Source organism: Natrinema sp. 1APR25-10V2 (assembly GCF_031626495.1).
GTDB lineage: Archaea > Halobacteriota > Halobacteria > Halobacteriales > Natrialbaceae > Natrinema.
On record NZ_JAMQOJ010000009.1, the window covers coordinates 164,300 to 177,823 of the forward strand.

Consider the following 13,524-nt stretch of genomic DNA (forward strand, 5'->3'; position numbering starts at 1 on the left):
TCCGTCTGCGGAGGTTGCCCTCTTTCGATTGCGTCGTCACGTCGCTCGAGTTCCTCGGTAGTACACCCAAATAGCGAGGAGTCCGACGACGAGGAGGTAGCCGAATCCCCAACCGAGCGACATAGCAGTATCGAGGTCCGTCGTGAGTCCGGTATCGACCATCACCCGGACAGGATGATACCCTGGGAAGAGTTTCATCCACCACTCGGGTTCCGACTGGACGAACAGCGGGTCCTGGAAGAGACCGATGTCGATCATCGGGAGGATCAACATGATCCACAGGCCGGCCAGACGGTTGAAGACGGCGCCGACGAGCATCCCAATAAGTCCGTAGGTAACTGAAAGGATGACCATCGCGGCGACGAACCACCACAGCTGTTCGGGCTGGAAGTCAACGAGCATCACGCCCACGGAAACGCCGACAACGACAAGCGTGATCACGGCGAGGACGCCGAACCGTGCGGCGATAACCTCGCGGGCGCGATAGCCGACAACCGCGAGGCGGCCGTCCGTATCTCTCGCCTCGCGCATCAGGAACAGGCCGGCCAAGCCAGCGATAAACGAGCTCGTGATCGGTGTCATGATCACGCCATGGACCTCGGGCATCCCTCGCATCACGGTCGTCGTCTCGCCGTCGACGAGCGTCCGGACCGGCATTTGGACGTCCTGGGTGACCGCAAAGGCGAGCGTGATGAACGACACTGGGAGAATCACCAGGAGCGCCACGAGGACGTAGTTACGGGCGTGTTCCCGGAGCCCGATACCGAACGCCGTGGCCGTTCGATTCACGCTGACCACCCCCCAGACGTGCGCATCGTCGCACCGAATACGGCAGTCACGAGGACGAGCAACACGAGAACGTATCCGCCAACGAAGGCGAGGTCGCCCGCCGCGAACGTGCCGTCGAAGACGGCCGACTGGAGAAGTTCTTTCGGATGATACAGCGGGAAGTACTGGACGAAGTCGGGGACATCCGCGGCGAGCGGGCTGTCGCCACTGAGGAACGCGTCCATCATCGCGAGGAACACGACGACGAGCGACCCCTCGAACAGCCGCGGAAGCACTGCGCCGACGAGCGCACCGAGGAAGGCGTAGACGACGCCCGCGAGCGCGAGGAACGCGAACACGAGCAGCGGTGCCTCGGGTTCGACGGTCAGCCAGAGGACCCCGAAGTTCACCCCCGCGACGACAATCGTGACACCCGCGAGAGTCGCCAGCCGCGTCGCAAGTAACGTCCTCGGCGAGTACCCGGTCTGGACGAGCCGTCGGTCGGCCTCCCGGGCACTGATCATCTGGACCAGACCCATCAGCCCAGCGATGATGGCGACGCCGAAGATTGCGCCGAGGACGCGCCCGAGATCGAGCGGAATCGCCTCGACGGTCGGCATCGGCGGTAGCCCCGCCATCGCCTGTCCCCACCCCTCGATGACCACGAGCGGCAGCACCAGCGCGAGGACCACGTTCAGGGGCGTCCTGAGGAACGTCCTAACGTTTGATCGAATGCCCACGGCGAACCTATTCATCGTCTCCCTCCCGGTCGCTTCGGAGTTCGCTCTCAGTTTCGTCGTCGGTCACGTCGTGAACCAGTCCGTTCCGCACCTCGAAGACGCGGTCGAGGCGACTCCGTTCCTCGATGAGGTGAGAGATCATGACGACGGCAGTGCCGTCGTCCGCGAGGTCCTGTGCCATGTCCCAGAATCGCAGGTAAGTCTCCCAGTCGAACCCGGTGTAGGGTTCGTCGAGCATGAGAACGTCCGGGTCGTGCATCAACGCGATGCTGAGGTTGACCTTCTGTCGGTTCCCACCGCTAAGCTGGTCGACCCGGTAGTCAAGGTACTGCTCGAAGTCGAGTTCGTCCGCCAGTCTTTGCTTCGCCGCGTCGATCTCCTCGCGACTCATCCCGTACCCGGCGCCGAAGAGCCGGAAGGTTTCAGAGACGGTCAACCGATCGTAGAGCAGGGGTTCCTGCGGACACCATCCGACGGTTCCATACCGTTCGACCGTGCCCGCGTCGTGGTCGAGAACCCCGACGAGAATCTTCATCAGCGTGGACTTGCCCGACCCATTCTCGCCGACGATGCCGACGATCTCGCCGGCACGGACCTCGATATCCGCACCGGTGAGAACGGGCGTCGACCGTCCCAACGGAAGTCGTGACCCGTAGGTTTTCTCGAGAACGTTGCCTCGAACGAGCGTCTTGCTACCATCGACCGTCTCCGTGGGCGCCGTGGTCATTTCCATACGTGGAAAGACGTTCTACTCATTCAATCGAATTGTTGTTAAGAATCGAAAGTTAACCCCGTCAAATTACCCTGAGATCGGGTTGTATCACGAAGAGAGCAATGGATAGCCAACGATTTGGCATTCCTTTTGTCTCCAAACAGGAGTAGACTTGGTCGGTAGCCGTCATGAAAATCAGACATCTATCAGGCCCCGAACATAGTGTTGATGCGGTTTTCAAGTCAAGGTTCGAGTATCCATGGTTCAGTGCTACATCTGTGACTCGGAATGCGCTCGCGACGATGAGGTGTTCGTCTGCGAGCACTGCGGGATCTCCTGCCACCGACACTGTATGGCGGAATACGACACCGATGTCTGCCCGAAGTGTGTCGGCGAGCCGATGATCGGAGCGATCGAGTTCTAGTCGTTCCTTGTCACTCACACACCGCCTTCAGCCCGGAGGCGGAGTATATCGATGGTCAGCTGGCGAAATGCGTTTTTGACTCGTGCCCGTAGCACAGGTATGTCTACGACCGTCGAACTCCCCAACGTTGATGAGACGTGCGCCTACTGCAGGTCGCGTATCTTCGACCACGACCCGATCTGTGTGCGCGACTGTACCGACGACTGCGGGTCGCCGACCTACTTCTGCAACTACGCGTGTCTCTCGACCTACGTTGACGAAAACAACTTGACGACTGGCAACGCGTGTGAGTGGTCGCCCGACGACCCCGACTGCTGCTGAGTGGATTCGCCCCAAGCAAGACACAGAGCGACGTATTAGCCGCCACCCAACCTAGGAACCACCAACGGAGCAGTACTGGCCGTCCAACTTTATGAATGCAGCCAACGAAGTCCGTAGTGGTTCACTATGTCAAAAGAGCGCACGTCCGACGGCCTGCTCCGCATCGTCCTGATCGTCCTCGCGGTGATCGTCCTGTTCCCGCTGTTGATGATGGTGTTCGCGATGCCGATGATGGGCATGATGGGCTGGTGGTGGGGTGGTGGCATGGCCGGCGGCCTCTCACCGCTGTGGGGTATCGGAATGATGCTCGTCTGGCTCGTTGTCCTCGTCGGCATCGGCTACCTCCTCTATCGCGGCCTCGTCGGTGGTGTCGGGTCGTCGCTGACCAGCGATAGAGCACTCGAGGAACTCCGAGTGGCGTACGCTCGTGGCGACCTCTCCGACGAGGAGTTCGAGGAACGGCGTGCGAAACTCACCCGCGAGGAGTCGCAGTAGTCTGCAATCATGTCCTCGACAGTACAGCGACGCGAGTTTCTCACTGCGCTCGGAGCCGGCATCGCAGGTCTCTCCGGATGCGTTGGAAATCTCCCGGGCAGTGGCGACGGCGTCGACAGGACGATCTACGTCGGAGGCTACCACTGGGGCTTCGTTATCATCGGTGCGAGTCTGTTCGCCTACGACGTTCTCAAGAAACGCTTCGTCCGCCGTGACGAACCTGATTCCATCTCTGACGGAACGATCATCTCCCGGCGAATCTTCGCCGAAGGAGACGCGGGTTCCGAACTCGACAACGATTAACGCCCCCAATCACTCGTGTTTCGACGATATCGACGCTGTTAACGTTCTCTTCACGGCGTGCGATTTCATCTGCCAATTCGTTTCACCCGGGTGATCGTGCGCGACACGGGGAACACGGGTCCTGAATGGGGTGACCAGAAGATCCAACAACAACGGAGTCTCTCACCATGGACCGAGTCAGTAAATATCGTTATGAGTCACTGGCGTCGCTTACGATTCCCGCTGAGCGCGGACGAACGCTCGCCGCAGGACGGTCAGCAGGACGTACGTCTCGTACTTCTGGTTCCGACAGTGGTCACACGGCTGCATCTCCGTTGTGATCTCCTCGATAGATTCCTCGTACTCCTCCGTGAGATGGTTCAGTGCCTCCGTGACCTGCGGCTGGATAGCATCCGTCATCTCCTCCACGGCGGCATCAGCCGAACCCGGTAGTGAGTACGAGAGGACGATCGTGTTCGCGTGGTAGTACTTCGTCGTGCCGCCACGCCCCTCCTCAAAGCGGACGACGTCTACGAGTCCGGAATCGCGGAGTTCGTTGATGTGGTGCCGAACGGTGTTTTCGGTCCGCTCGATCCCTCGATCGGTGAGTCGGTCGTGAACCTCGCCTGCCGTCCGTGCCTCATCGGCCAGTATGTCGAGGATCATCGCTCGCATTGGTTCGTCGATGGCGTCCGAAACGCGGGTATCCCTGATCGCGATGTCGTCGAGATGGTGGTCGGCACCGGAACTGCTCATAATGGGACTGTGAGACACGTGCGGGAAAAGGTAGCGGCGAACACTGCTGTCGAGCACTTCGACCGGACGACTGGCCTGCGGTCGGATCGAGTCGAAGCCCTAGACGACCTATTGGACTGTTCCAACGACCTATATCTCTATTCAAACATATCATCTAAAAAATGTATATGGCGGTCCGGGTGCTACGTAGAACTGTGATGAACGAAACGACCCAACTCCGTGTGATGGACTTCGACTGCCCGACCTGCGCGAGCACCGTTGAACGCGCCCTCTCGAACGTCGACGGCGTCCAGAATGTGAAAGTCCACTACACGACCGGCCGAGTCGAGATCGAGTACGACGACGACGTCGCTGACCCCGACGCCTTCGCACAGGCCATCGAAAACCAGGGCTACACGCCCCAGCCCGCCTAGACCAATGAACGCACAAACGATCACACAGTACTACCGGAAGAACCGGAAAGCCATCGTCACGGCGTCCAGCGGCCTCCTCTACGGTGGCGGCTGGAGCCTCGGCCACTTCACCGGCTTCGATACAGCGAGTGCCGGTATTCTCATCCTCGCGGCGATCATCGGCGGCTACGACATCGCCAAAACCGCCTACTACGAGGTCACCAACCGAACGCTCGGCATCAAGACGCTCGTGACCTTGGCGGCCATTGGTGCCATCGTCATCGGCGAATACTGGGAAGCTGCCGCCGTCGTCTTCCTGTTCAGCCTCGGCAGCTACCTAGAAGGCCGGACGATGCGGAAGACCCGGACGGCCCTCCAGGAACTTCTGGAGATGACGCCCGACACGGCGACCGTCCGTCGCGACGGAGACCTCCAAGAAGTACCTGCCCGCGACGTCGAGGAGGGTGAAGTTGTCATCGTGAAACCGGGCGGAAAGATCCCGGTCGACGGGAGCGTCGTCGACGGCGAGAGTGCCGTCAATCAGGCCCCGGTCACCGGCGAGAGCGCGCCCGTTCACAAGACCGACGGTGACGAAGTCTACGCGGGGACGGTCAACCAGGAAGGCGCACTGGAGGTCCAGACGACGGGTGCGGGCTCGGATACGACGCTCGAGCGCATCATCCGCCGCGTCGAGGAGGCCCAGGAGGCCCAGTCGCCCACGGAGAGTCTCATCGACCGGTTCGCGAAGTACTACACCCCAGCCGTCATCGTGCTCGCAATCGGCGCGTACGCAGTCACGCAGAACGCGATCCTGTCGCTCACCTTGCTGGTCATCGGCTGTCCGGGCGCGCTGGTCATCGGACCGCCGGTCAGCATCGTCTCGGCCATCGGGAACGCCGCCCGGTCGGGAGTCCTGATGAAGGGTGGCGAACACCTCGAACGTGCCGGCAAGATCGACCTCGTTGCCTTCGACAAGACCGGCACCCTCACGAAGGGCGAGACCACCGTCGCCGACGTCGAGGGGTTTGGCGTCGACGACGACGAGGTAATCTCGCTCGCGGCGACTGCCGAGAAGAAAAGCGAACACCACCTCGCCGACGCCATCGTCGACGCAGCACGCGACCGTCCGACCGCCGCAACCGATGGCGGAACTGCGGTCGCCCATTCCGATGCCGCGAGCGCCGAACACCGGTCGGTTCCGGATCCGGATGACTTCGACGTGGTCGCCGGCAAGGGTGTCGTCGCCCATACGGACGGCCACGAGGTCGTCGTTGGGAACCGAGCGCTGCTCGACGACCGCAGCATCGACATCCCGGATTACATCGCCGAGTACGTCCGTGGCCGCGAGGAACGCGGTGAGACGGTCGTCCACGTCGTGCGAGACGGCAGCATCATCGGCGTGATCGCGATGCGCGACGAACTTCGAGAGGCCGCTCCTGGCGTCGTAGCGGCGCTTCAGGATGCCGGCATCGAGACGGTGATGCTCACCGGCGACAACGAGCGGACGGCAAGTGCCGTCGCAGGGGAAGTGGGCATCGACGAGTACCGCGCCGAACTCCTCCCCGAGGACAAACAGACCGTCATCGAAGAATACCAGGCCGACGGCCACGTCGTTGCGATGGTCGGCGATGGCATCAACGACGCGCCATCGCTGGCGACCGCCGACGTCGGTATCGCGATGGGCGCTGCCGGCACGGACACCGCCATCGAGACGGCGGACATGGCGCTGATGGCCGACGACCTCGAACGCATCCCGTACGCGGTCACACTCAGTAAAGCGACGCGCTGGAACGTCCTCGAGAACGTCGGGCTCGCGGTGCTGACCGTGACCGTCCTGCTCGCTGGCGTGCTCACCAGTTACGTCACGCTCGCCGCCGGGATGCTCGTCCACGAAGCCAGCGTTCTCCTCGTCATCCTCAACGGGATGCGACTGCTCCGACACTAATCTCCACAACCAATGACAACAAATTCACCTGCGACTGACGCGACGCACACTAGCACCGACTGGCAGGTCGACTACGACGCCGACCCGATCGAAATCCGCGACCCCGTCGCGGAGGCCCTCGGCGTCCTCACATCAGGCGATCCGTTCGTCGTCACCTACACGGACGCGGTGAAAGAGGCCGGTCACTCCTGTCCGACTGCCTCGGGCGCCTACCGGATCGTCCAGCTCGGGCTCGATGCCCTGTATCCCGATGACTATCCAATCCGAAGCGAAATCGAAGTCCAGGCAGCCGGCCCGCGAGACGATGCTGCGTACGGCGTGATGGGGCGCATCATTTCGTACGTGACTGGCGCGACCGACGACGACGGATTCAGCGGGCTCGCCGGTGGTCACGGGAGCCGTCGTGATCTCCTCGTCTTCGACGCGTTCGACCCGGGCACGCACGAACCGACGTTCCGGTTCCGGCGAACCGATACGGACGAGACTGTTGAAGTGACCTACCACGTCAGCGACGTTCCCGACGGCGGCCCCGCAATCGGGAATCTCCAGCGGATTCTAGAGGGGTCCGCGAGCGAGGAGCAGCGGGCGGCATTCGCCGAGGCCTGGCACCGGCGCGTGCAGGTCGTCCTCAACGACGATTCGCTGTTCACCGTCGAAGCGGTGTGAACACGACAGTGCAGCCCTCGTACGCTATATGAATTCACTGCGGTATACTGTCGATATCTTCGAGCGCCTCGATAGCAACGTCTCCTAACTCTCCAGCCTGATATGAGAATACCGCTCTCGCACCATCTCATCGAAATTATCTACGCTACTGATTCGATGGGGCAATCCGCTCGCTGATCTCGATCGGGCGACAGAACAGGTGACTGTCCGAACGGAAGAACGCCGGTATGGAAAGAAAATGGTCGTCGTCGAGGGGTTCGAAGGTGGCACCGATCTCGACTCACTCGCCTCAGAACTGAAATCTACACTTGGAACTGGTGGCACCGTCAAAGAAGGGCACATCGAACTCCAGGGCGATCACGAGGAACGCGTCCGCGAACTTCTCAAAGCAAACGGATACTCCGTCAGATAAAACAGTACGATTCTTCATATCCTGTAGAACACTCCACTGGTTCCGTCGTTACCGACAGCATCAACTAAACGATTTGGTAGAGGAGCACTCACAGCGTTCGGGGGTCCGGCTCAACGATCGTAGCAAAGGCGACGTTCTGTTGCACCTGTTCGATCTCAACGGTCGGTTCGTCACCGGGCTGCCCCTCCGGAACGATCACGACGTAACCGCGGTCAACCTTCGCGATGCCGTCGCCCTGGTCACCAATCGTCTCAATCGTCACCTCCCGAATCTCACCCTCTTCAACAGGCGGCTCGGGGGGTCCCTGCTCCTGAGTGGTCGGGGAGGTCTCAGACGATCTGTCCGCGGACGGTGTATCGGATAGCGCCGTTGTATGCCCGGTTTCGAGAACAGCGATTCGATACGTTTCACCGGGTTGAATAGCGTCGTGACGTACCTCACTCGCTGGAACCTCGAATGTGCAGCTTCCGTCCTCGGACTCAATAGTCGCAGTAAATACCGAGCGAAGTGTATCAGGGATGTCGACCATCACGAGAAGATTCAGTATCCGACGCAAATAGTCGTTCCTCACGCCGTCAGTCCGGCGCGTAAGCATCCTCAATATAGTCACGAAGGTCATCGGGCGTCGTCCACGTGTACGCACGATCCACCCGCTCCATCGAGAGGAGATAGTGTGCGAACATCCCGTCGTAGGCCGCGTACTGTTCCTCCTCAGTCTCGTACGTTCGATAGAAGGCTCGCGTTCGCTCCCGATAGGTCGGCTGATCGATGTAGCCCGCTTCCCACGCGTGTCCGCCCTGGGAGTGTTCGTACACCCCGACGATATGATCCGCGTAGCTGACCAACAGCTTGAATTTCGACGTGAAGAACTCCGAGATGTCCAGAATATCGTCCATCAGGAATGCGTCGACACCATCATCGGAGTTTGAGGCTGCGGCATCGCTCGCAAGTTGGTCGCGAACAGCCTCCAATCGTGGTCGCTCCTCCTCACCGTAGGAACCGAGAACGAAGTAGGACGTGTTGTTGATGAATCGTCCGAGGTCCTCGTGCATCGCGGTCTGGATCGCCTCGACCCGTTCGGGTGTGAGCGTCTCGCCCGGCTGGTCACCCAATTTGTCGATGACGGGACGGGTAGCGTCGTCGTTGGTCATACTGGGTAGGATTCACTACCGCCACCTAACGGTACGGAAATACGACCGGAAGTGGAATGCCCCGGCACTCTGGGTACCACTTCGAGTTTCACCGAAATGGTTATCTGACCAGGGGACAAACACTGAGACACAATGTCCCGGCCTGACGCCACCCCGCTCACGCCAGCCGAGAACGCGGCCGGCCTCGATCCGATCGCAGCGTTGAGTGCCCTCGACGACACGACCCGCGCGAATATCATCGGGACGATTGTCGGTCATCCGAAAGGCGCGCCCTCGAAGAAAGAACTCGAATACTACAACCCGAGCGTCGCCGCGTCGACGCTCACCGACCACCTCATTCGGCTGGAGGAGGTGGGGCTGATCAAGGCCATCGAGCGAGATCGTGAGGGGCTCGAGCGGGGCCAGCCATACCGGTTCTTTCAGCTCACCAATGCCGCCCGCGAGCTGTTCGACCGGAACAACCTCTTCGAGCCCGATGCGTACCGAGAGCTATTCGCCGAAGTCGAGAAAACGGACGAAATCAAGACCGCCGAAGACGTCGACCGTCCAGATGAACGGAACTGAAATAGACCGCGGAGCGTGCGTTTTGCTGAACGGAGAGCTCGACATTCGAGATATTCTGGAAATGTAACCAGCGCAAAGCCCACAATGGAGATCAGTCTCGATTTCGATTCAGAACAGATGAATCGTAACAGAAGGCACGCATCAATTCCATCCTCCGAGGCTGTGCGTTCGGACCCGGTTCCGAGAATAATCGCGAGACTGCAAGCAGATGGCTTGCTACACAATCTGCATAATGTACAATGCGCACGAAATCTGGATGATGGGGGAAATCACCCAAATCCAATGTTAGTCGTTCGTAGCTTGCTCGCTCAGCATCTCCACAACTTCCTGAACACGTTCCTCATCGGCTTCGATACCACGCTCCCGGAGGATCTGGAGGGCGACCTCATCACCGTGGTCCGCAATTACCCGGAGACAGGCATCTTGAAACTCTCTCCCCTCAAATTCGGGAACATCAAACATAGAGCACGCAGCAGTTACCGATGATCGCATCCGGGTGACGCCATCCCACGTGTCCTCCCGGACATAGAAGCCGTGCATATCGGTCTCATCAAAGGAGAAGGCCGGTCCACCGGTGGATTCGTCCACATCCTCCTCATCATGCCCAGGAATGGACTCAGTCTCCGACTCTGTGTCCTCAGTAGTTATCTCTTCATCCGGTTGCGGTTCATCCTGAGTGTCAGTACGTTCGTCGTCGTCCGATTCAGCTCCGTCCTCCGTTTGTTTGAGCTGTTCAGCGACGTCCCCGAAACGGTCGTCCTCATTAGGCATGGCTGTGTTCCTCCACGAGGTCCGCTAAGTGGTCGAAATTCGGGATCTGGTCGCAATCTTCGTCGAACTCCGAGACCGGCATTCCTTGCTTGAACGCGCGAGAAATCGCGGTCCGTTCGCGAATCCCTGGCTTCGGAATACTATCGATGGTGCGTCCCGAATCATCGAGGGCATCGAAGATCTCCGGGTCCACACGAGCGTACTCGGGGACGAATGAACCGAACTCCCGGTTGAGATTTTCAACGAGAGTCCGATGCTCGTTGCGTTGTCCCATTGTTTCGCGAATCATATTCGGAGTGACTGCGAGGATATCCAACCCGATATTCTGCCGGATTGGGGAGATCTGGCGTTCAATCATCTTATTGAGGCCGTTGATCGAGCCAGCACGCGGGATGAGCGGGATTATGACGCGCTGGACGGCGATGAGGGCGTTGTCGGAGAGTTTCCCACGGCCGCCTGCGGCATCAATTATCACGTAGTCGTATCCGTTTTGAATGAGCGGATCGACAACGTTCCGCCGAAGCTTCACGTCTGCGAACCGTTCGTCCTTCAGCCTCGTCTCAACATTCTCGAGCTCGTTACTCGACGGGAGGAGGTGAACGCCGAAGTCCGTCTCGATAAGCAGGTCTTCGGGGTCCTCGCCATCGATAAGGGCGTCACCGAGGTTCGCATCTCGGTCGTACGCATCGTCGTATCCCAACTGGGTCGTCATGTGTCCGTCCTTATCCAGATCCAATAGTACCGTCTCATGGCCACGAGCAGCGAGTCGATCAGCGATGTTGAGCGCGATCGTGGATTTCCCTACCCCTCCCTTGAGCAACGAGACAGCTGCTCCGGGGAGCCCTTCAAACTCGTCAGCACTCATAGCTCAGCACCCCGTAAGGAGCGGATTTTGTACATTTTGTAGGTAATGTACATTGGGTAGATGTTGAAGGTTGCGCGAGTTTTGTCGATAATGTAAGTTTCGCTCTGGTCATATGCGGTCAATGAAGCTCGTCCACCTTAATTCTGCGTCAGACAGATTGCGTACACCATTTACACAATCTACATTTTGTACATTTCGCAGATTGTTGGCACAACCTCAATTGGCATGATCACCGTCGACTCTACGCAATCTACATAATTTAGATTATCAGCATTTCATACGTATACATCGCGATCCTTACCATCCACACCAACCAATTAAAGACACCCAATTTAGATTATCTACATTATTCACATTATGCAGATTGGCTATGAGATCTACATTCTCCAGCCATTCAATACGAGGGTCCTGAGTGATAGAACTCAGCCAGAGCCGCTCGATCCATCCTCTAGTAAGAGTTTTAACTGTTACCGGATTATTGGTAATCAGCAGATGTATGAGGTGCTCGACGACACGGCGGCGCAGATCATCCTCGCTATCGAGAGTGGTGACTCCATCCGTCGTGTCGCCCAACACCTCCACACGCCGTATGAGACGGTAAGACAGGCCGTTAATCGGCTGGAAGACGCAGGCTACGTCACCTATGACGACGGCCTCACTGTCGTCGACGAGCGCGTGAGGGACGCAGCACGAGAGCTCGTCGCTGCCAGCGCCGGCGTCAGTCCACCATCCATCGAGGAGGCCTACGTCATCCCGCAGTTCGGTGACTGGCCGTTCGCATTCACACGGATCGACGCCGTCTACGTGTGGACCCAGGGCGGCTACCAAGTTGGGCGGAATCCGGATGACTATCCGCTGTTCCTGGCCGTCCGTGAGCGGGACGTCGACGCCTGGGAAGCGTTTTTCGAGTCGTTCGACCTCCCGACCGCATTCGAACGACAGCCCCGAGACGAGTTGGACGGACCGCTGCAGATCGTCCTCGAGCCACACGCGTCACTCGATATCGAGCACGTCGAAGGGTACCCGGTGATCCCGAGAGCAGAGACAATCGAGTACATGCGCGAGAACTACGCCCAGTTCCAGTCGGGGCTGGCGATGCTCGACCGGATGTACGAGGACCTCGACCTCGGCGTCACGTATCGAGAGACCGAACGGGCACAGCCATGAGCTTCAACAACCGAAGTGACGCGCTCATCGAACTGCTCGAGGAGCTCACCCAACAGGGTCACGAGTACGTTCTTGTTGGCGGCTACGCTGTCTCAGCGTTCAATGCTCGCTTCTCCACGGACCTCGATATCGTCGTCGCGCCGGACTCCAAGGCTGACTTCGTCGAGTTCCTCGAACAGCAGGGATTCGAGGAAACGGACAGTCACGCCAAGAAATGGTTCTACGACACCGAAGTAATCGAGTACGAGAAGCGGCTCACGCCGCAGCAGCCGATCGGCTTCGATCTCCTGGTAAACGGACTCGGGTGTCGCCAGACGGAGGCACAGTGGTCGTTCGACTACCTGTACGACCACAGCCACCAACAGGAGGTGAGCGGGGGCACAGTGAGGACGACGGCCAGAGTCATCGATGGGGCCGTCCTCGTGGCGGCAAAGCTCCACAGTGGCCGAGAAACGGACCTCCGAGACGTCCTGGCAGTGGCTGAAGAGATCGACCTCAACGCTGTCACGCCCCATCTGCGGCGAGGGGACGACAATGCCCTACGGGAGCAACTTGAGCGTGGACTGGATATCTTGGAGAGCGACGAACTCAAGCACGGATTTCGGAGTGACTTCGGGGCCTCAGTTGTCTCAGAAGAAACGGTCACCGCTCTCCAAGAGTATCTGTCTGCACAGATTGACCATCTGAGCTGAATCGGTCGGGACTCCCTTGACCAGAAGTAAAGATAAGGCCCTTCAGCGGTGCTTGCAGTCAGTCAAAAAATTGGAGGGGTGGTTGTCAGTCGACCGTCGCTAACACACGGACATCCGTAGCTGAGTGTCGTTCCCGTTCAGTACGAGCACCGTGCTCGCGGAGGAACTCATCAATACGGTCGGCAAGGGACTCCGCATCCTCCCTATCGACGTGGACGATTAGCGTCGGACGCTCCTCGTCGCTGTTCTCGATCACGAGCGAGACATCCTTGAGTTCGTCCGGCTGTCTATACGCCTCGAACTCATCGGCGACCTGGTTGGCCAGGTCGTCGAGTACCTCAATCGGTTCCTTTGTCATAGATTGTATTTCGGCTTTGGAGGGTTGTGCCATCGCGAACGCG

The 13,524-nt window shown here is 59.2% G+C and carries 20 protein-coding genes; 11 read left to right on the forward strand and 9 right to left on the reverse strand.

Features of this window, described 5'->3' with window-relative positions; all coding sequences use genetic code 11:
* Positions 1-36 precede the first annotated feature (36 nt).
* The 3 genes from NDO75_RS25110 to NDO75_RS25120 are packed head-to-tail and all read right to left on the reverse strand — an operon-like array spanning position 37 to position 2,241.
* Positions 37-789: an ABC transporter permease gene (locus NDO75_RS25110; protein WP_310902078.1), complete on the reverse strand. Its 753-nt coding sequence runs from the start codon at positions 787-789 to the stop codon at positions 37-39.
* Positions 786-1,523, reverse strand: coding sequence for an ABC transporter permease (locus tag NDO75_RS25115; RefSeq protein ID WP_115819539.1), 738 nt, complete (start codon positions 1,521-1,523; stop codon positions 786-788). Before NDO75_RS25115 ends, NDO75_RS25110 begins: the two co-directional genes overlap by 4 nt.
* The gene (locus NDO75_RS25120) at positions 1,516-2,241 is read right to left on the reverse strand and encodes an ABC transporter ATP-binding protein (RefSeq protein ID WP_233514217.1); all 726 of its coding nucleotides are present in this window, start codon (positions 2,239-2,241) and stop codon (positions 1,516-1,518) included. Before NDO75_RS25120 ends, NDO75_RS25115 begins: the two co-directional genes overlap by 8 nt.
* 238 nt (positions 2,242-2,479) lie before the next feature.
* Here NDO75_RS25120 and NDO75_RS25125 point away from each other — a divergent pair, with 238 nt between their 5' ends.
* The 4 genes from NDO75_RS25125 (at position 2,480) to NDO75_RS25140 (ending at position 3,763) form a co-directional block, all read left to right on the forward strand.
* Positions 2,480-2,644: a hypothetical protein gene (locus NDO75_RS25125; protein WP_170964505.1), complete on the forward strand. Its 165-nt coding sequence runs from the start codon at positions 2,480-2,482 to the stop codon at positions 2,642-2,644.
* A gap of 99 nt (positions 2,645-2,743) precedes the next feature.
* Positions 2,744-2,965: a hypothetical protein gene (locus tag NDO75_RS25130; RefSeq protein WP_058365172.1), complete on the forward strand. Its 222-nt coding sequence runs from the start codon at positions 2,744-2,746 to the stop codon at positions 2,963-2,965.
* A 126-nt stretch (positions 2,966-3,091) separates the two neighbouring features.
* On the forward strand, positions 3,092-3,460 hold the full coding sequence (locus tag NDO75_RS25135) for an SHOCT domain-containing protein (protein WP_058365173.1): 369 nt from the start codon (positions 3,092-3,094) through the stop codon (positions 3,458-3,460).
* A gap of 9 nt (positions 3,461-3,469) precedes the next feature.
* Positions 3,470-3,763 (forward strand): hypothetical protein, encoded by a 294-nt coding sequence (locus tag NDO75_RS25140; RefSeq protein WP_058365174.1) that lies wholly within the window; start codon positions 3,470-3,472, stop codon positions 3,761-3,763.
* 210 nt (positions 3,764-3,973) lie between these two features.
* Here NDO75_RS25140 and NDO75_RS25145 read toward each other — a convergent pair whose 3' ends face one another.
* A complete protein-coding gene (locus NDO75_RS25145; RefSeq protein WP_123115056.1) occupies positions 3,974-4,498 on the reverse strand; it encodes a helix-turn-helix domain-containing protein in 525 nt (174 codons plus the stop codon).
* A gap of 197 nt (positions 4,499-4,695) precedes the next feature.
* Between NDO75_RS25145 and NDO75_RS25150 the strand changes: the two genes are divergently transcribed.
* From NDO75_RS25150 to NDO75_RS25165, 4 genes are all read left to right on the forward strand, one after another.
* On the forward strand, positions 4,696-4,911 hold the full coding sequence (locus NDO75_RS25150) for a heavy-metal-associated domain-containing protein (protein WP_006667201.1): 216 nt from the start codon (positions 4,696-4,698) through the stop codon (positions 4,909-4,911).
* A gap of 4 nt (positions 4,912-4,915) precedes the next feature.
* Positions 4,916-6,835, forward strand: a complete 1,920-nt coding sequence (locus NDO75_RS25155) for a cation-translocating P-type ATPase (protein WP_123115057.1) — start codon at positions 4,916-4,918, stop codon at positions 6,833-6,835.
* 12 nt (positions 6,836-6,847) lie between these two features.
* On the forward strand, positions 6,848-7,501 hold the full coding sequence (locus NDO75_RS25160; RefSeq protein ID WP_089769851.1) for a hypothetical protein: 654 nt from the start codon (positions 6,848-6,850) through the stop codon (positions 7,499-7,501).
* A gap of 199 nt (positions 7,502-7,700) precedes the next feature.
* Complete coding sequence (locus NDO75_RS25165; RefSeq protein ID WP_235853656.1) at positions 7,701-7,913, forward strand: stress response translation initiation inhibitor YciH; 213 nt, start codon at positions 7,701-7,703, stop codon at positions 7,911-7,913.
* An 88-nt stretch (positions 7,914-8,001) separates the two neighbouring features.
* On the opposite strand, the gene NDO75_RS25170 is transcribed toward NDO75_RS25165, so the two are convergent.
* Positions 8,002-8,442, reverse strand: coding sequence for a TRAM domain-containing protein (locus tag NDO75_RS25170; RefSeq protein WP_058365043.1), 441 nt, complete (start codon positions 8,440-8,442; stop codon positions 8,002-8,004).
* A 46-nt stretch (positions 8,443-8,488) separates the two neighbouring features.
* Positions 8,489-9,064, reverse strand: a complete 576-nt coding sequence (locus NDO75_RS25175; protein WP_058365044.1) for a hypothetical protein — start codon at positions 9,062-9,064, stop codon at positions 8,489-8,491.
* 132 nt (positions 9,065-9,196) lie between these two features.
* Here NDO75_RS25175 and NDO75_RS25180 point away from each other — a divergent pair, with 132 nt between their 5' ends.
* Positions 9,197-9,628, forward strand: a complete 432-nt coding sequence (locus NDO75_RS25180; protein WP_058365045.1) for a hypothetical protein — start codon at positions 9,197-9,199, stop codon at positions 9,626-9,628.
* Between the two features lie 285 nt (positions 9,629-9,913).
* Here the strand turns inward: NDO75_RS25180 and NDO75_RS25185 are convergent, their stop codons facing one another.
* Complete coding sequence (locus tag NDO75_RS25185) at positions 9,914-10,399, reverse strand: hypothetical protein (protein WP_310909330.1); 486 nt, start codon at positions 10,397-10,399, stop codon at positions 9,914-9,916.
* Positions 10,392-11,264 carry a ParA family protein gene (locus NDO75_RS25190; protein WP_004594451.1) on the reverse strand — a complete coding sequence of 291 codons (873 nt, stop codon included), beginning with the start codon at positions 11,262-11,264 and terminating at the stop codon, positions 10,392-10,394. Before NDO75_RS25190 ends, NDO75_RS25185 begins: the two co-directional genes overlap by 8 nt.
* 492 nt (positions 11,265-11,756) lie before the next feature.
* Between NDO75_RS25190 and NDO75_RS25195 the strand changes: the two genes are divergently transcribed.
* Positions 11,757-12,431 carry a helix-turn-helix domain-containing protein gene (locus NDO75_RS25195; protein ID WP_310909331.1) on the forward strand — a complete coding sequence of 225 codons (675 nt, stop codon included), beginning with the start codon at positions 11,757-11,759 and terminating at the stop codon, positions 12,429-12,431.
* A complete protein-coding gene (locus NDO75_RS25200; protein WP_310909332.1) occupies positions 12,428-13,123 on the forward strand; it encodes a nucleotidyltransferase family protein in 696 nt (231 codons plus the stop codon). Before NDO75_RS25195 ends, NDO75_RS25200 begins: the two co-directional genes overlap by 4 nt.
* A gap of 85 nt (positions 13,124-13,208) precedes the next feature.
* On the opposite strand, the gene NDO75_RS25205 is transcribed toward NDO75_RS25200, so the two are convergent.
* Positions 13,209-13,481: a hypothetical protein gene (locus NDO75_RS25205; protein WP_310909333.1), complete on the reverse strand. Its 273-nt coding sequence runs from the start codon at positions 13,479-13,481 to the stop codon at positions 13,209-13,211.
* Between the last annotated feature and the right edge of the window lie 43 nt (positions 13,482-13,524).